The 16,247-nt window shown below is 68.5% G+C and carries 16 protein-coding genes and 2 pseudogenes; 11 read left to right on the plus strand and 7 right to left on the minus strand.

The genetic code is table 11. The features are described 5' to 3' along the window. The first annotated feature begins 414 nt into the window (after positions 1–414). A complete protein-coding gene (locus ACFY1L_RS49215; RefSeq protein WP_388841193.1) occupies positions 415–816 on the plus strand; it encodes a hypothetical protein in 402 nt (133 codons plus the stop codon). Between the two features lie 132 nt (positions 817–948). Then, positions 949–1,290 (plus strand): hypothetical protein, encoded by a 342-nt coding sequence (locus ACFY1L_RS49220; RefSeq protein WP_388841196.1) that lies wholly within the window; start codon positions 949–951, stop codon positions 1,288–1,290. A gap of 135 nt (positions 1,291–1,425) precedes the next feature. Here ACFY1L_RS49220 and ACFY1L_RS49225 read toward each other — a convergent pair whose 3' ends face one another. Further along, on the minus strand, positions 1,426–1,602 hold the full coding sequence (locus ACFY1L_RS49225; RefSeq protein ID WP_388841199.1) for a hypothetical protein: 177 nt from the start codon (positions 1,600–1,602) through the stop codon (positions 1,426–1,428). Between the two features lie 323 nt (positions 1,603–1,925). Here ACFY1L_RS49225 and ACFY1L_RS49230 point away from each other — a divergent pair. Beyond that, a pseudogene (locus tag ACFY1L_RS49230) lies at positions 1,926–2,036 on the plus strand (IS630 family transposase); the annotation flags it as partial. Between the two features lie 65 nt (positions 2,037–2,101). Here the strand turns inward: ACFY1L_RS49230 and ACFY1L_RS49235 are convergent. The 3 genes and pseudogenes from ACFY1L_RS49235 to ACFY1L_RS49245 all read right to left on the minus strand — a co-directional run. After that, positions 2,102–2,521: pseudogene (locus ACFY1L_RS49235) on the minus strand (GNAT family N-acetyltransferase); the annotation flags it as partial. 345 nt (positions 2,522–2,866) lie between these two features. Beyond that, complete coding sequence (locus ACFY1L_RS49240; protein ID WP_388841201.1) at positions 2,867–3,214, minus strand: DUF1330 domain-containing protein; 348 nt, start codon at positions 3,212–3,214, stop codon at positions 2,867–2,869. 872 nt (positions 3,215–4,086) lie between these two features. Then, a complete protein-coding gene (locus ACFY1L_RS49245) occupies positions 4,087–4,842 on the minus strand; it encodes an SDR family NAD(P)-dependent oxidoreductase (RefSeq protein WP_388841204.1) in 756 nt (251 codons plus the stop codon). A 127-nt stretch (positions 4,843–4,969) separates the two neighbouring features. On the opposite strand from ACFY1L_RS49245, the gene ACFY1L_RS49250 reads away from it, so the two are divergent. Beyond that, on the plus strand, positions 4,970–5,404 hold the full coding sequence (locus ACFY1L_RS49250; RefSeq protein ID WP_388841206.1) for an Rrf2 family transcriptional regulator: 435 nt from the start codon (positions 4,970–4,972) through the stop codon (positions 5,402–5,404). A 246-nt stretch (positions 5,405–5,650) separates the two neighbouring features. Here ACFY1L_RS49250 and ACFY1L_RS49255 read toward each other — a convergent pair whose 3' ends face one another. Beyond that, positions 5,651–6,313, minus strand: coding sequence for a response regulator (locus tag ACFY1L_RS49255; RefSeq protein ID WP_388841209.1), 663 nt, complete (start codon positions 6,311–6,313; stop codon positions 5,651–5,653). After that, positions 6,288–7,460, minus strand: coding sequence for a sensor histidine kinase (locus tag ACFY1L_RS49260; RefSeq protein ID WP_388841211.1), 1,173 nt, complete (start codon positions 7,458–7,460; stop codon positions 6,288–6,290). Before ACFY1L_RS49260 ends, ACFY1L_RS49255 begins: the two co-directional genes overlap by 26 nt. A 175-nt stretch (positions 7,461–7,635) precedes the next feature. On the opposite strand from ACFY1L_RS49260, the gene ACFY1L_RS49265 reads away from it, so the two are divergent. Continuing rightward, positions 7,636–9,906 carry an MMPL family transporter gene (locus tag ACFY1L_RS49265; protein ID WP_388841214.1) on the plus strand — a complete coding sequence of 757 codons (2,271 nt, stop codon included), beginning with the start codon at positions 7,636–7,638 and terminating at the stop codon, positions 9,904–9,906. Positions 9,907–9,951: 45 nt separating this feature from the next. Here the strand turns inward: ACFY1L_RS49265 and ACFY1L_RS49270 are convergent, their stop codons facing one another. Next, entirely contained in the window at positions 9,952–10,080 is a 129-nt protein-coding gene (locus tag ACFY1L_RS49270; protein WP_388841216.1) for a hypothetical protein, read from the minus strand. 129 nt (positions 10,081–10,209) lie between these two features. Here ACFY1L_RS49270 and ACFY1L_RS49275 point away from each other — a divergent pair, with 129 nt between their 5' ends. The 6 genes from ACFY1L_RS49275 (at position 10,210) to iolC (ending at position 16,247) form a co-directional block, all read left to right on the plus strand. Then, complete coding sequence (locus ACFY1L_RS49275; RefSeq protein WP_388841423.1) at positions 10,210–11,205, plus strand: zinc-binding dehydrogenase; 996 nt, start codon at positions 10,210–10,212, stop codon at positions 11,203–11,205. 125 nt (positions 11,206–11,330) lie between these two features. After that, the gene (locus ACFY1L_RS49280) at positions 11,331–11,462 is read left to right on the plus strand and encodes a 2-dehydropantoate 2-reductase N-terminal domain-containing protein (RefSeq protein WP_388841426.1); all 132 of its coding nucleotides are present in this window, start codon (positions 11,331–11,333) and stop codon (positions 11,460–11,462) included. 693 nt (positions 11,463–12,155) lie between these two features. Further along, on the plus strand, positions 12,156–13,160 hold the full coding sequence (locus ACFY1L_RS49285) for a substrate-binding domain-containing protein (RefSeq protein WP_388841219.1): 1,005 nt from the start codon (positions 12,156–12,158) through the stop codon (positions 13,158–13,160). Positions 13,161–13,165: 5 nt separating this feature from the next. After that, positions 13,166–14,236, plus strand: coding sequence for an ABC transporter permease (locus ACFY1L_RS49290; RefSeq protein ID WP_388841429.1), 1,071 nt, complete (start codon positions 13,166–13,168; stop codon positions 14,234–14,236). A gap of 5 nt (positions 14,237–14,241) precedes the next feature. Continuing rightward, positions 14,242–15,153, plus strand: coding sequence for an ATP-binding cassette domain-containing protein (locus ACFY1L_RS49295; protein ID WP_388841222.1), 912 nt, complete (start codon positions 14,242–14,244; stop codon positions 15,151–15,153). A gap of 116 nt (positions 15,154–15,269) precedes the next feature. Beyond that, the gene (gene iolC, locus ACFY1L_RS49300; protein ID WP_388841226.1) at positions 15,270–16,247 is read left to right on the plus strand and encodes a 5-dehydro-2-deoxygluconokinase; all 978 of its coding nucleotides are present in this window, start codon (positions 15,270–15,272) and stop codon (positions 16,245–16,247) included.

Genomic DNA, 16,247 nt, shown 5'->3' on the forward strand with positions numbered 1-16,247 from the left:
TCGATGATCTCCGGCAGGGTCCCGCGGTCTTCATCGTGACGCCGACGCCGTCGGGCTCTACGGTCGGGTCGAAGAGCGCCCGTGTCGGGTCGTAGTGGAAGCACCCGAAGGTGGGAGCGAGGCGGCTCCGGTGGTCTTCTGCCTGGATCGCCGCTCTCGAATGGTCATTCTTGTCGGGCGTCGGCCAAGAGCGCGAGGACTTTGGGCCAACCTCGCTCCCGCGCAGTTGCGTTGGCGGCACGGCTGCCGCGAGGCCGCTGGCCAACGCACCGATCGCCCGCACGCTGTTCTTCTGCGAGCTCTTGGAGCTCGTCACACGATCATGCGACCCAGTCCCAGTAGTCGTGTCGTGGTGGAGCGTGGGAGCGTGGCCCGGGATCGTGGGCGATGACCTGTGTGGGGAAGAGGGGCTGGATGAGCGTGGTGTGGGCGGCGACGTCGCCGGAATCGGGACTGTTCCATCCGGTTGAGAGACGTTCAGAGGTGAAGGATCTGTCAGACCGCTTCAACGACCTGCGTTCCCGTGGTCAGGGGTACGTCGAGGTTCGGTCGCCGAATAGGGATTTCCCGGTACTGATCCTGGCCTTCCGAGATGATCACGCGGTCGTCCATCTGATGAGTGACTCCGAGCGGATGTCTCTGCTCGTGGGAGACGGCACCGTGCCCTCGGGTGCCGAGGTCGAAGTCCCGATCATGGACGACCTTGCTGCGTTCACGGGCGACTTCGTCCTGGATATCGATCGGGCGTGGGACCTACTGCACGATTTCACCCAGACGCGGGCGGCCGGCCCTCTGGGTGAGTGGTGTGAGTTGTAGCTCTATGTGGATCAGTCAGTGGCGGTCATAAGGGTCGCTTCGAGGACGCCGCGGGACACCGCTGGGCGGTGACGGTAGCTGGGGTTGCAGTACCTGGCTGCTGTACAGCAACATCCGGGCTGGAGGTGATGCGTGGAGCGGGAACTGCTGGAACGCCTGCTGGTCGGTGAGGACGAGACGTCCTTCGCCGCCCTGGCGGCACTCCGCAGCGGCGCTTCCTACGTTGTCTGGGACGGAGCCACTTCTGCCGAGTCGCTCGCCCGAGTCTATGAACGTCGGCTGAGGCACACGCGCCGAAGGGGCATCGAGACCTCTGGACTGGAACGCGCCGTGCAGCTCCTCGGCCAGCATGACCGACCGGTGCGCCTCGGCCAGATCAGGGCTGCCGATGGGGTCTGGGTCTTCATGCTCTTCCTCACCGACGACGGCAGCGCCCTGGTGGCGTGCACCGGTGTGCGGCGGACAGATAAGTGATCAACGACAATCGGTAGCGGCTCCTGCGTCAGTGGTCAGGACCTGAGCAGGACCTCTCGCAACTGCGCCGCCCCGGCCGGTGAACTCCGGCCGGGGCGGCGCCGTGTGCGCCGTTCATTGTTCGCTTATCGACGGTCAGGTGGCCCTGGTGTCGTCCACCCGCTCGCCCTCCGCCTGGGACGGCTCGGTCCTGGGGACGTCCGGGTGCTGCTCCATGGCCGCGCTCTCGGCCGGTCCGTCACGCTCGCCCTCGGCCTGGGAGGGCGTGTGAGAGTACAGCCAGCGGTCGTAATCCGAGGCTCCGGTCTTCATGGCGGGCCTCCCTTGCTCGCTCAACTCCCATGCTCCTCCCTCGACCGCAGCCAGGGCGAGAGCGCGGTGCAGAGGGGCGCGGGTGTGTTCGCTCAACCGATAGATGACCACGCTGAACAGGGCCAGCTAACGCCGGGTGCCCGGGTAGCTGGATCACAAGATCACAGGCGAGGTCCCCCTCCTCGATGGACTCATAACTCGAACACATGCATGAATTTGTGCATGCGACCGTTTCCCGCCGACCTCGCCCAGGCGCAGCAGGAGTGGAGCGCCACCTACCGGCAACTTGCGAAGCAGCCCGGCCGTACCGAGTTGCGCCGACGTTGCGCCAGCGTAGCGCCAACGCCCGTCACCCCGATGTGCTCGCCACCCAGCGCAGGGAACGCGCCCGCATCCGCAGCGAGAAGGGCATCCGCTGGGGCGGAACAGCGGCCAGGCTCTTCGCCATGACCCGCTCCCTGCCCACGCCATCGGGCAGAAGATCACCGGGCTCACCCGTGTCCGTGAAACCGTGCCGCTCATAGAGCGCGGTCGCCTTGCGGTTGTCCGGCATGACGGACAACCGCATCGTCGTGGCACCGCGCTCCGCCGCCCACCGCTCGATCGCCTGGATCAGGTGGTCACCCACGCCCTTGCCCCTAGCCGCGGGATTGACCCACATCGAGATCAACTCCACGTTCCCTGCGCCCTCGCCCGGCACTCCGCCGGCCATGCCTACCGGGAGGTCGTCGAGGAGTACGACGAGGTCGTGCGCGCCAGGAATCGACAGACGAGCACGCCAGCGTTCCTCTCGGTCGCCGGAGCCCTGCCACTGGGCCAGTGTCGATCCGAACGCGTAGGGCGCCTCAGCAAGCGCGGCCAGTCGCAACTCCCGCCACAGGGGCCAGTCGTCCGATTTCAAGGTGCGTAGGTCAAGCATGATCCAGACCCTGCCCGCCCGCCGGGCTGGTCAGCAAGTTGATTACAGCGATGCAAACGAGATCGTTCCGCCTTGCGACCAGCCAAAACCGGGGAGCAGCGGTCACTCGCGCACCCGCAGGCCACGAGACCTCGGTGAACCTATCCGGTCACGGCACTAGCTGGCTGATGACCCATATCCGCCGCAGTGGCCGCTGTTGAGACACCTTGGCCCCCCATCGCCCGAGGAATGATCCACTACACCTATTGATGGCCGCGAGAGTCAAGGGGCATGAATCCCGGGCGAGTTGGCCGGTCGACGTCAACGGGTCCTGATGGCTGCCTGGCGGCTGCCCAACGTCGGCGACTACTCGGCGGGCAGCGCCTCCCGCAGTGCCCGTGCCGTGGTGGTCGGGTCGTAGTCCTCCGGCACGCCTGGGACCAGGATGATGTCGCCCTTGATGTGCCGTGAGCGCAGGGGTGCGATCTCCTGGTAGGCGGATGAGTCCCACCACGCCTGCGCCTCGGCGAGCGAGGGGAAGCCGATCACCACGACATGACCGGGCCAACTGCCCTCCTTCACCTCGTGTTGCGCGCCGTGCACGAGGAAGCGGCCGCCGTAAGGAGTGAAGGTCGCGGTGATGCGCTCGATGTAGTCGGCGATCTCCGGGTGCGAAGCAGCCTCTTGCAGGTGACCGATTACGTAGGCGGACATGGCTTCCCTTCGTCGTGTCCTTCGGGGCGGGCTCTGTACGCCGACGATCGTGGCATCGGGGCGCGACGCGGTCGATTACCTCACAGGTAAGTCCGGCACACCCCTCTGACCTGGCCTAACGAAGGTCGAAGCGGCTGTGACCTGCCAGAACGGGTTGCAGAGGCGAATGGAGGCAGTCAGAGGCCCGCGCGAGCACGCGTGGCCGCTGCAGGGCCGCACCGGCTCGGCGGCTGCCGCAGAACGGGTAAAACGCGGCTCTCTGGTTTTGGCCGGCGTGATCGGTCGCGGTCCCCTTCGCCGCCAAGACCCGCATGCTCGCGCTCACCGACCACTTCGCCGCCCGCAACGCCGACCTCGCCCGTTTCATCCACGACGGCGTTCGCCCGCGGCCGCCCCCGAACTCATCAGAGTCACCTCCCTCTCCACCGGCTGCCAGCGCAACCGATCTCACACAGGCAATGGGCAGGTACGCCATATCCTCGTCGCCATGCTCAGCAATGAGCCTCCGCCAACTTGAAGGCGCAGGGCGAAGGGCTCTCCTTAGAGCTCCGGTCTTCTTGAGGCGTGTGCAGCAGATGAGGCTGCAAGCCAACGAGACGAAGGCGTCGTGGAGTTCGATACGTCGTTCCCAGCGGACCGCGAGGCGTTTGAACTGGTGGAGTGGTGGAGCAGAGCGAAGGTCTGCTCGGCGACCGGCGGAGCTTGCCCAGGCCCTTGATGTTCGGGAGCCCTTGCGGGAGATCAGCGCCTGGATGCAGCGGCGTCGCAGCTCACCGCTCACAGCTTTCGAGTCGTACGCCTTGTCGCGGGTCGTCGGCGGTGCGCGCCCCGAGGGCGCGATGTCCTTCGGGGCGCGCAGCAGGGGTTCGGGTTCAGGCGTTGTAGCCGCCGTGGGCGTCCAAAACCGCGCCCGTGACGTACGACGCGGCGGGGCTCGCCAGGAAGGCGATAGCCGCGGCGATTTCGTCGGGGTGACCCACGCGTTGCAGGGACAGCGAGCTGACCAGGGCCTTGAGGGTCTCGGGGCCCGGCCCTTCCATGCCGCCCTCCATCAGTCCGGCTTCCACGACGTTGGCGGTGATGTTCCGGGGCCCGAGGTCGCGTGCGACGCCCATGGTGTACCTCTCGATCCCGGACTTGGTCGCCGAGTAGTCGGCAAGGCCGGGGGCGCCGACCCGGGAGCCCAGTCCGGAACTCACTGTGATGATGCGGCCGCCCGTGCGCAGCACTCGGGAGGCTGCCCGGATGACGGCGATCACTCCGAGGTAGTTGGTGGCGTGCATCCGGTCCAGTGCGGCGGTGTCGGCGTCCGGGTCGTCCACCGTGCGGCCCTGCTCCACCGAGATCGCCGCGTTGTTGACGAGGATGTCCAGGCCGCCGAAGTGCGCGACCACGTCGTCGATCAGCGCCGGCGCCCGGCTCGTGTCTGCCTGGTCGGACTGGAAGGCGACGGCCTTGGCTCCGTTGCCGTGCACCTCGTCGACGACGGCCTGCGCCTGCTTCTCGGAGCTGACGTAGGTGAAGGCGACGTCGGCGCCCTGCTCGGCCAGCAGCCGTACGGTCGCGGCTCCCAGTCCGCGCGACCCCCCGGTGACCAGGGCGACCTTGCCCGTGAGTGGCTTGCTCATTCTTCTCACCTCGTTGATTGACCCTTCCGGCAGTCGCAACGCTAATTGTTACGACAGCCTGTTGCAACCTTAGCTGTTACGACTACGCTGTCGTAACATGAAGCGTTGCAGCCGAGAGGAGGGGTTCATGAGCGCCAACAGCAGGCTGACCATCGCCGCCCACGCGCTGGCCTGGATCGGTCTCTACCAGCGCCAAGGCCATGAGGTCGCCACCTCCGAACAGATCGCGACCAGCGCGAACACCAACCCCGTGGTGATCAGACGGCTGCTCGGCGAGCTGCGCAGGGCCGGGCTCGTGGAGTCCCGGCGGGGCGTTGGCGCGGGCTGGTCGCTGGCCCGCGAGCTGGAGTCGATGACCCTGCTCGACGTGTACGAGGCAGTGGAACCCGGCCCGCTGTTCGCCATGCACCGCACCACCCCGGACCAGGGATGCGTGGTGGGTCACGGCATCCAGCCGGCAATGCAGAGCATCTACGAGGGCATCGAGGAGACCCTGAGACACGAGCTGGCCCGCGTCACGCTCGCGAACGTACTCCGGGACGTGCTCGCGGTACCTCGCTAGGCCGCGTATCGAGTCGTGATCATCGGGTGGTCCTGGTGAGGTCTTTGATCCGGATCATCGAGGCGTGCAGGTGGAGACTGGCGAGGTAGCTGTCGGGAGTCTTGTCGTATCGGGTGTCTCACCGTCCCAGTTCCGGCCTCCTGGTACGTCACGCTCTGGGGCGGGTGAGGCACGTGGAGCCGACGTGAGCCGACCGGTGCGCTGATGTCCGGGCGGGGACTCATGGGACATGGCCCGGCACCCGGCTCAGGTTCCGGGGAGGATACGGCGCGTTTCGTAGGCCCACATCGCGATCTCGACCCGGTTGCGGGCGCCGAGTTTGGCCATCAGGCTGGCCAGATGCGTCTTCACCGTGCTGAGGCTGATGTGCAGTGCATCGGCGATCTCGGTGTTGGTCAGCCCGCGAGCGACGGCGAGGAGCACCTGCTCCTCGCGGGCGGTGACGGGGGCGACCGGCTGGGCCGCGGGCCGGCCGGCGGGCAGGTCCGCGAATGCCTGGAGCAGACGGACGGTGACGCTGGGCGCGATGAGCGCCTCCCCGTCGGACGCCGACCGTACGGCCTGGGCGAGAAGGTCTGGTCCCGTGTCCTTGAGGAGGAATCCGCGGGCGCCGGCACGTAGTGAGCCGTAGACGTACTCGTCGAGGTCGAACGTGGTGATGACGACCACGACCAGCGGGTCGGCGACGCCCGGGCCGGCGACCAGCCGGGTGGCCTCGAGCCCGTCGATCACGGGCATGCGGATGTCGAACAGGCAGACGTCGGGGCGCAGTTCGCGGGCCAGACGTACCGCTTCCCGCCCGTCGGCGGCCTCGCCGATCACCTCGATGCCGGGCTGGGCGTTCAGTATGATCCGCAACCCGGTGCGGATGATCGTCTGGTCGTCAGCGACGAGGACGCGAATGGACACCGCTCTCGCTCCTCGCTCTCGGCAGTTCGGCTTCGACACGCCAGCCCCGGTCGGTACCCGGGCCGGCGCGTAGTGTGCCGCCGAGCAGGGTCGCGCGCTCGCGCAGTCCGGTAAGTCCGTATCCGTCGCGACCCCGGCCGGTGCGCCGGCCGTTGTCGTGCACGCTCACCCGTACCGTGTGCCGTTCCGTGGCCACCCGAACGACGAGCTCGGTCGCGTCGACCGCATGACGCAGCGCGTTGGTCACCGACTCCTGCACGATCCGGTAGACGGCCGCGTCCACGGCCGGGGGCAGCGCGTCCAGTTCGCCGTCGAGCCCCAGGTCGACCCTGAGGCGACCACCCGGGGTGCGCACCAGGCGCTCCAGGTCCGCGACTCCGGCAGGGGGCGCCAGCTCGGCGCCGACCCCGCGGTCGCGCAGCGCGGCGACCATGGCACGCATTTCCTCCAGCGTGCGCGCCCCTTCCTCCTCGACCCCCTCCAGCGCCTTGACGGCGGCAGACGGGTCGGCGCCCGCGAGCACCCCGCCCGCCTGGGCGATGATCACCATGGCCGACACGTGGTGGGCCACCGTGTCGTGCAGTTCCCGGGCGAGCTGCTCGCGCTCGCGGGAGCGCACCTGCTCCAACTGCCGCTCGCGAGCGGTCACCCAGAACCGCACGGCAGCCCCGAACACGCCGGGCAGCAGCAGGAAGACGAGGCCCACGAGGTTCTCGACGACCGGCGTCTCGTCCGTGACGGAGCAGAGCGCGCCGGCCGTGAGGATCACCGCGCCGCCCAGCACGATCTCGCGTCCCGATCCCCACCGGGGCAGCGCGTACACCAGCACGAGCATGACCGCGCCGGTGTACAGGCCGACGGGCTCGCGCGGAGCGGCGACCAGCGAGGCCACCTGAAGCAGGATCACCGAGCCGAACGCCAGCGTGACCATCGCCAGGGGGCGGGTCCGGCGCCACAGGGGCAGCAGGCACAGCCATACGGCGAACACCACCGCCACCGGCCGCCACACGACGTTCTCACGCAGGGTGGCCTCCAGCACCACACCGCCCAGGCCCGCGGCGAGCAGCACCCAGTCCCGCCACACCCGGGCGGGCGCGTCGGGCGGACGGGGTTCGGTCCACAGGGTTCGCAGGTCTTCTCGCAGCACGGTTCTCAGCGTAGAGACCGCGGCGTGCCGCGCATCGGCCGAAAGGACGGTTCGTCACTCCGCCCCGGGGCCGACGGATCCGCGGCCCGCGGACCGATGCCGCGGAGCGCCGCGGCGACGAGCCTCGGCATCGGCGGCCGTACAAGGACGGCCGACGAGGTGGTTGGAGGACCCGATGCTCTCGAAAGCCCTGTTGCGCCTGGGCGCAAGCGCCGCCCGCCATCCCTGGCGGGTGATCGCGGCATGGCTGATCGCCGCCACGCTTGCCGTCCTCGCCGCGATCGCCTTCGGCGGGCGGACCGCGGACTCGATGACCGCTCCGGGGCTGGACTCCCGACGGGCCGCGGAACTGATCGAGCGGGCCGGCACCGGCCAGGAGGGGATGACCGCCCAAGTGGTCGTCACCCCCCTCGACGGCGGTGCGACGTTCTTCGACGACGATGGCGCGCGCACCGCTCTCAGGCGGCTGCGGGCCGAGGTGAAGCGGCTGCCGCACGTGCTCGGCACGAGCGACCCGGCGGGGGCGCTCGACGCGGGCGGGAACACTGCCGTGCGCGGCGGCCTCGTTTCGGCCGACGGGCGGATCGCGGTCGTCCGGGTGCAGTACCCCGACCAGAGCCGGCTGTCGGCCGAAGACCTAGACGCCCTCGTCGATCTCGGCGACCGGCTGCGCGCCGAGCTGCCGTTGCGCATCGAGATGGGCGGGAACCTCTTCTACGTCTTCTCCGACCCCGACGGCGGCGCGAGCGAGCTGATCGGCCTCCTCGCCGCGGCCGCGATCCTGTTCCTGGCGTTCGGTTCGCTCGTCGCCGCCGCGCTGCCGATCGGCATGGCGGTCTTCGGGCTGACCGTCGGGGTCGCCACGATGACGGTACTGGCGGGGGTGACAGAGGTCCCCACCTTCGCACCGGTCCTGGGCAGCATGGTCGGACTCGGAGTGGGCATCGACTACGCGCTGTTCGTGCTCGCCAGGCACCGGGAGTACCTCGCGTGCGGGCTCGATCCGCAGGCGGCGGCCGGACGAGCGGTGGCCACGGCGGGGCGGCCGGTGGTCTTCGCCGGCGGCACCGTCGTCGTGTCGATCCTCGGCATGGCGGTCGCGAACGTGCCGTTCATGACGGTGGGCGGACTTGCCGTCTCGATCGTCGTCCTGACCATGGTGCTCGCGTCGGTGACGCTGCTGCCGGCCTTCCTCGGCGCGGCGGGCCCGCGGCTGGGCCGGGCCAGCCGGATCGGCCGGGCACTTCGGGCCGGGCGGTCGGGCCGCCTCGGCCGACGGCGGGACACGGCGGCGGGCGCCGTCCCCGCCGTCGGGTGGCGTCGCTGGATCGGGCACGTCGGCCGGCACCCGGTGCCGTACGCGGTCGGCGCCGCGGCGCTGCTGCTGGCCGCGACGCTGCCCGTGCTCGGCCTGCGCGTCGGCCTGCCCGACGACGGCTCACTGCCCCACAGCCGTACCGAGCGCCGCGCCTACGACCTCGTCGCCGAGGGATTCGGCCCGGGCACCAACGGTCCCCTCGTCATCTCCGCGGACCCCACCGGTGATCCGGGAGTGCTGGACCGACTCGTCGGGGCGGTCGCGGCGGATCCGGGCATCGCATCCGTCGCGCCGACGCACATCGATCGGGCCACCGGCATCGCGACCCTCGTGGTTTTCCCGACCACCAGCCCTCAGGACAAGGCCACGGCCGACACCATCGCCCGGCTGCGCACCGACGTGCTGCCCACGGCGATCGGGCACGGCCCGGCCAGGGCCCACGTCGGCGGCGCCGCCGCGAGCCTGTCCGATGTGGGCCAACGCACCAGCCAACGCCTGCCGGTGTTCGTCGCCGCCGTGCTGGCGATGTCGTTCCTGCTGCTGATGCTGGTCTTCCGCTCGATACTCGTACCGCTCAAGGCGGTACTGCTGAATCTGCTGAGCATCGGCGCGGCCTACGGCATCATGGTCGCGGTCTTCCAGTGGGGCTGGGGAGGCGCACTCATCGGGCTGGAAGCGACGGTTCCGATCGTGTCGTTCATCCCGATGTTCCTCTTCGCCATCCTGTTCGGCCTGTCGATGGACTACGAGGTGTTCCTCCTCTCCCGCGTACGCGAGGAGTACCTGCGCACCGGCGACAACGGCACGGCGATCGTTGAGGGCGTCTCGGGCACCGCCCGGATCATCACCTCGGCCGCCCTCATCATGGTGGCGGTCTTCCTGTCCTTCGCCGTCGCCGAGGACCCCTCCACCAAAATGTTCGGGCTCGGCCTGGCCACCGCGATCTTCATCGACGCCACGGTCGTACGCATGGTGCTGGTACCGGCGACCATGACACTCCTCGGCCGGACCAACTGGTGGCTGCCGAAGTGGCTGGACTGGATGCTTCCCCGCGGCCCGGTCGGCACCGACGACACCGACGCGGAATCCACGGGTGAGGCCCCGCGTCCACGGCTGGTTGACCGTTGACTCAACTCCTGCCCGCCCTTGGCGTCCGGCACCTCAGCGCGTCACCTAGCTAGTCCGGTTCGGCGCCGTGGCACCCGCAGGGGCCTCGGCCGCCACCCGGACCACCTCGGCGCGGAAGTCCGCGTCCCAGATGAAGCCCGTCGTGCCTCCGGCATAGCCGACCCGTCGGATCACCAACCCCCCGCCCCTTCAACCTGTTCACGTTCATGAGGAGAGAGCACGGATGCTGGCTGCACTTGGCCTCGACCACGGCCACTACCTGTCGGTCGAGGAGGTCGACCCCCGCAAACCGGCCCGCACGACATCGTCGTACGAGTCGGCGCCAGCGGGGTCTGCCACACCGACGTCGCCGTCCTGGGCGGCCACCTGCCGATGCCACTGCCCCTCGTCCTCGGCCACGAGGGCGCCGGAGTGGTGGCGAAGATCGGCTCCGAGGTGACCTCCGTCGCCGTCGGCGACCGGGTCATCGGCACCGTGGGCGCTGTGTGCGGCACCTGCTGGTACTGCGTCCGCGACATGACCCACCTCTGCGACAACAGCATGGCCATGACCTCGGCGCCGCGCGTCAAAAGGACCGACGGCACGGAGGTTCCAGCCTTCGTCGGCCTCGGCACCTTCGCCGAGGCGATGACCGTGCACGAGGCAAGCGTGGTCCCCGTGACCACGGACCTGCCGGACGAACAGCTCGCACTGATCGGATGCGCCATCACCACCGGCCTGGGGGCGGTGTTCAACACGGCTCAGGTTAAGCCGGGTTCGAGCGTCGTGGTCATCGGCTCCGGCGGTGTCGGTCAGGCGGTGATCCAAGGCGCGCGGATCGCCGGCGCCGCCCGGATCATCGCTGTCGATCCCCTGGAGAACAAGCGGTCGGCCGCGCTCGGTTCCGGCGCGACGGACACGATCGACCCCACGAGCGCCGACCTGGTCGACGAAGTCCGGCGTCTCACCGGCGGACGCGGCGCCGACTACACCTTCGAAGTGGTGGGCAACCCCACGACCATCACCCAGGCGTGGGACACCGCCCGCCGCGGCGCGACGGTCGCCCTCGTCGGAATGCCGGCCGCCGACGCAATGATCACCATGCCCGCGTTTTCCCTGGCCTCGGACGACAAACGGCTGTGCGGCAGCCTCTACGGCGGTACGCAGGCCCGGCGGGACATTCCGCTGATCGTGGAGTTGGCGGAGACAGGGCGCCTCGATCTCGCGTCGATGGTCACGCGCCGCGTACCACTGCACGAGGTGAACGACGCCATTCGAGCGTTGGAGGCGGGTGAGCAGATCCGCACCGTCGTCGTATGACCCTCTGAAGTCAATCCAACCGCCATGGAGGCCAGCGCCGCACGCGGAGCTGGCCTCCGGGCTTCTTCCCCTCACCCACAAAGAGGAACACCTGTGCCCTACGACGCGTCGCTGTCCCCCACGTACTGCTTGTCGGAGCTGGAGCAATGGGCGTCATAACCGGATACCAGCTGCAGTTAGCCTGCGCCGAAGTGATGTTCCTGGTACGGCCGGCACGCGTGGAGAAGCTGTCGCGACCCCAGACGCTCTACTCCTAGGACGGCGCGACCGTGAATCACTCCGCTGCCTACCGGGTGATTTCGGATGTCTCGGAAGTCGCCGACCAGACCTATGAGTACGGCATCGTCACCCTCGACGGCGCCTCCTCGTACTCCGTTGAGGGCACCACACTGCTGAACCACCTTGGCGACGCCGTCCGTGGAAGCTCTGCCACCGTTGTCATCGGAGGCGTCGTGGTGCCGAGAGATCGGCTGGCAGGTCGACCCCGTTGGGCATCGGCACCCGTAGCTCCCGCTGGACCGCGACATCCCGGGTCAGAGTGGGGGACAGCTTCAGCTGGCGCTCGATGAGATGGCTGATCAGGTTCACCACGGATGCTTCGTCCGTCAGCGCGGTCCTTTCCGGACGCCGGATCGAGCGGCAAGAAGAGGAGCGTACGCCCGACATCCTCGAGATCACGTCGGCGGCCAGGCAGTCCATGTTGTCGATACGTCCTGACAAACCTCTTGACATCGCCAGCAGGGCATTCAATAGTACGGGCATCTAGAACGTACTAGTAGCACGTTCTAGAGGCTGCCGAGCCGCACACACCCATTGGCTGCCGCAGACGACACCTTCCGCCGCACACGGCGTTCTCATCAACCGCTCGCCCGCGCCACTCGGCCGGGCGCGGGCCTCCCGAGGCCGGAACCCCATTCCCACCCTGATCAGCACAGCGAGGTGCAAGGGACATGCACAGACAGCACAGAGCCGCCGCACTGGCCGCCACCGTTCTCACCGGTGCTCTTCTCGCCACCGGCTGCTCCAGCAGCTCAGGCGGCAAGAAGTCCGAGGAGACCGCGAACGGCGCGTCGGCGGGCAAGGCCACCACGCCCCGCATGACCGTCGCGCTGGTCACCCACCAGGCCCCCGGCGACACCTTCTGGGACACCGTCCGCAAGGGCGCCGAGGCCGCCGCGGCCAAGGACAACATCAAGCTCGTCTACTCCGCCGACCCCAACGCGGGCAACCAGGCCAACCTGGTGCAGAACGCGATCGACCAGAAGGTCGACGGCATTGCCGTCACGCTGGCCAAGCCGGACGCCATGAAGTCCGTCCTGGCCAAGGCGGAGCAGGCCGGCATACCCGTGACCGGCCTCAACGCCGGCCTGAGCCAGTGGAAGAGTCTGGGCCTCCTGGAGTACTTCGGCCAGGACGAGACCGTGGCGGGCGAGGCGTTCGGCAAGAAGCTCAGTGAAATCGGCGCCAAGCACGCCGTCTGCGTCGTCCAGGAACAGGGCAACGTCGCGCTGACCCAGCGCTGCGACGGCGTGAAGAAGACCTTCCCCGGCAAGACCGACGTCCTCTACGTCAACGGAACCGACATGCCGTCGGTGAAGTCGACGATCACCGCCAAGCTCTCGGCAGACAAGTCCATCGACGAGGTGGTCACGCTTGCCGCGCCGATCGCGCTGACCGCCACGCAGTCGGTCTCGGACGCCGGCAGCAAGGCGAAGGTCGCCACCTTCGACCTCAACAAGGACCTCATCAAGGCCATCCAGGAGAACTCCATCCAGTTCGCCGTCGACCAGCAGCCCTACCTCCAGGGCTACCTGGCCGTCGACGCGCTGTGGCTCTACAAGAACAACGGCAACTACAGCGGCGGCGGTGAGCAGCCCGTGCTGACCGGCCCGGCCTTCGTCGACAAGTCCAACGTCGACAAGGTCGCCGCCTTCGCCGCAAAGGGAACCCGGTGACGAGCATGACCCAGCACGCCGAGCCGGCGGTGACCACACCGCCGGCCCCCGGCCCCAAGGACACCGACGGGCGCACCGCCGAACGGTCCATGATCGTAAGGCTGTTGGCCCGCCCCGACGTGGGCGTCTTCCTCGGTGCCGTGGCCGTCTACGTGTTCTTCCTGATCGCGGCGCCGCCGGTGCGCGACGCCAGCTCGATGGCGAACATCCTCTACCAGTCCTCCACCCTGGGCATCGTGACCGTCCCGGTGGCACTGCTGATGATCGGCGGCGAGTTCGACCTGTCGGCCGGCGTCGGAGTGATCACCTCGGCGCTGACCGCGAGCATGACCGCCTACCAGCTGAGCATGAACGTCTGGGTCGGCGTCATCGCCGCCCTGATCGTGTCACTGGCGATCGGCTTCTTCAACGGCTGGATGGTCGTCAAGACTGGCCTGCCGAGCTTCCTGGTCACCCTGGGCAGCTTTCTGATCCTGCAAGGGGTCAACCTCGCGGTGACCAAGCTGGTCACCGGCAACGTCGCCACCGACGACATCAGCAACATGGACGGCTTCGACCAGGCCAGGAAGGTCTTCGCCTCCAGCTTCGACATCGGCGGCGTCCAGGTGAAGATCACCGTCTTCTGGTGGCTGCTGTTCGCGGCGATCGCCACCTGGGTGCTGCTGCGCACCAAGTACGGCAACTGGATCTTCGCGGCCGGCGGCAACAAGGAGTCGGCCCGGGCCGTCGGTGTGCCGGTGGCCTTCACGAAGATCTCGCTGTTCATGCTGGTCGGTTTCGGCGCCTGGTTCGTCGGCATGCACCAGCTGTTCTCGTTCAACACCGTGCAGTCCGGCGAGGGCGTGGGCATCGAGCTGATCTACATCTCCGGCGCGGTGATCGGCGGCTGTCTGCTGACCGGCGGCTCTGGTTCCGCGATCGGCCCGGTCTTCGGCGCGTTCATGTTCGGCATGGTGCAGCAGGGCATCGTCTACGCCGGCTGGAACCCCGACTGGTTCAAGGCCTTCCTGGGCGTGATGCTGCTCGGCGCCGTCCTGATCAATCTGTGGGTCCAGCGCACAGCGACCCGGAGGTGACCCGAATGACAACCAACGAAACCGGCACCCACGGCGCTGTCCTCGCGGACAGGGCCCCCGAGAAGGACTCCCCGGTCGTCGAACTGCGCAACGCGGGCAAGGCGTACGGCAACATTCGTGCCCTGCACGGGGTGAGCCTGACGGTGCATCCCGGCCAGGTCACCTGCGTGCTCGGCGACAACGGCGCCGGCAAGTCCACCCTGATCAAAATCATCTCCGGGCTGCACCAGCACACCGAGGGCGAGTTCCTCGTCGACAACACCCCGGTGCGCTTCTCCACCCCGCGCGACGCGCTCGACAAGGGCATCGCCACCGTCTACCAGGACCTGGCCACCGTCCCGCTGATGCCGGTGTGGCGCAACTTCTTCCTCGGCTCCGAGATGACCAAGGGCCCCTGGCCCCTGCGCCGCCTCGACATCGAAAAGATGAAGAAGACCGCGGACGAAGAGCTGCGCAACATGGGCATCATCCTGGACAACCTGGAACAGCCCATCGGCACCCTGTCGGGCGGCCAGCGCCAGTGCGTGGCGATCGCCCGTGCCGTCTACTTCGGCGCCCGCGTGCTGATCCTGGACGAGCCGACCGCCGCACTCGGCGTGAAGCAGTCCGGCGTTGTGCTGAAGTACATCGCCGCAGCCCGCGACCGCGGCCTGGGGGTCATCTTCATCACCCACAACCCGCACCACGCCTACATGGTCGGCGACCACTTCAGCGTGCTGCGCCTGGGCACCATGGAACTCTCCGCCGAGCGCAGCCAGATCACGCTCGAGGAGCTGACCAACCACATGGCCGGCGGCGCCGAACTCGCCGCGCTCAAGCACGAGTTGTCGCAGGTCCGCGGCGTCGACGTCGAGGAACTCCCCGAAGAGGCCGACCTCACCGCACCCGTAGCAGTCACCAAGGAAGCCGCCTCCTGATAACCGTGGCGGCCGGCCCCGCCCACACGTCTCCGCCACCGACGGGCGCAACCAACTGAGACGCCAAGTCCACCTCTCCACCCCCGGAGTCTCCGGAGCGAAGGGAAATCAGTGTTATGCCGTTCGACGTGCTGACCATTGGCCGCGTGGGAGTGGATGTTTATCCACTTCAGACCGGCGTGGGGCTGGCGGAGGTCACCTCGTTCGGCAAGTATCTCGGGGGTAGCCCGACCAATGTGGCGGTGGCCGCGACCCGGTACGGGCACTCCTCGGCTGTGATCACAAAGACGGGCAGGGACCCGTTCGGGGACTTCGTCCGGCAGGCACTGGAGAGCTACGGCGTCGACAGCCGGTTCGTCGGTACGTCGGACATCGCACCGACGCCGGTGACCTTCTGCGAGATCTTCCCACCGGATGACTTCCCGCTGTACTTCTACCGGCTCCCAAAGGCCCCCGACCTGGACATCACCGCTGGTGAGCTGGACCTGGGGGCAGTACGGGACGCGGCGGTCCTCTGGGTGACAGGTACCGGGCTCAGCGAGGAGCCGAGCCGCTCGGCCACGCTGGCCGCCCTCGCTCACCGGGCCAAGGCGGGGACAACAGTCTTCGACCTGGACTGGCGGCCGATGTTTTGGGCCGACCCGAACCAGGCGCGCGGGTTCTACGCGCAGGCCCTGCGGCACACGACGGTTGCTGTGGGCAACCTTGAAGAGTGCGAGGTGGCCACCGGCGAGCGTGAGCCGTATGCGGCGGCGAAGGCGCTACTGGCCGCCGGAGTGGAGCTGGCCATAGTCAAGCAGGGCCCCAAGGGAGTCCTGGCCATGGACCGGGACGGTTCTACCGCCGAGATCCCGCCGGTTCCGGTGGAGGTCGTCAACGGGCTCGGCGCCGGAGACGCCTTCGGCGGCGCGCTGTGCCACGGCCTGCTGTCGGGCTGGGACACCCGCCGCACCGTGATCTTCGCCAACGCCGCCGGCGCCATTGTCGCGAGCCGACTTTCCTGCTCCGACGCGATGCCGACCGAGGCCGAGGTCGACGCCAAGCTCGGCGAGGCGGCCGGAACATCCACCAACGACTCCCAGCAAGAGGTGTGA

Source organism: Streptomyces sp. NPDC001663 (genome assembly GCF_042893105.1).
Taxonomy (GTDB): Bacteria; Actinomycetota; Actinomycetes; order Streptomycetales; family Streptomycetaceae; genus Streptomyces.

What these genes read in the sequence shown, in the direction of transcription:
- ACFY1L_RS49285 (WP_388841219.1), top strand. Translation starts at nt 12,156, where the DNA reads ATGCACAGACAGCACAGAGCCGCCGCACTGGCCGCCACCGTTCTCACC.
- ACFY1L_RS49290 (WP_388841429.1), top strand. Translation starts at nt 13,166, where the DNA reads ATGACCCAGCACGCCGAGCCGGCGGTGACCACACCGCCGGCCCCCGGC.
- ACFY1L_RS49225 (WP_388841199.1), bottom strand. Translation starts at nt 1,602, where the DNA reads ATGAAGACCGGAGCCTCGGATTACGACCGCTGGCTGTACTCTCACACG.
- ACFY1L_RS49295 (WP_388841222.1), top strand. Translation starts at nt 14,242, where the DNA reads ATGACAACCAACGAAACCGGCACCCACGGCGCTGTCCTCGCGGACAGG.
- iolC (WP_388841226.1), top strand. Translation starts at nt 15,270, where the DNA reads ATGCCGTTCGACGTGCTGACCATTGGCCGCGTGGGAGTGGATGTTTAT.
- ACFY1L_RS49215 (WP_388841193.1), top strand. Translation starts at nt 415, where the DNA reads ATGAGCGTGGTGTGGGCGGCGACGTCGCCGGAATCGGGACTGTTCCAT.
- ACFY1L_RS49265 (WP_388841214.1), top strand. Translation starts at nt 7,636, where the DNA reads ATGCTCTCGAAAGCCCTGTTGCGCCTGGGCGCAAGCGCCGCCCGCCAT.
- ACFY1L_RS49245 (WP_388841204.1), bottom strand. Translation starts at nt 4,842, where the DNA reads ATGAGCAAGCCACTCACGGGCAAGGTCGCCCTGGTCACCGGGGGGTCG.
- ACFY1L_RS49240 (WP_388841201.1), bottom strand. Translation starts at nt 3,214, where the DNA reads ATGTCCGCCTACGTAATCGGTCACCTGCAAGAGGCTGCTTCGCACCCG.
- ACFY1L_RS49250 (WP_388841206.1), top strand. Translation starts at nt 4,970, where the DNA reads ATGAGCGCCAACAGCAGGCTGACCATCGCCGCCCACGCGCTGGCCTGG.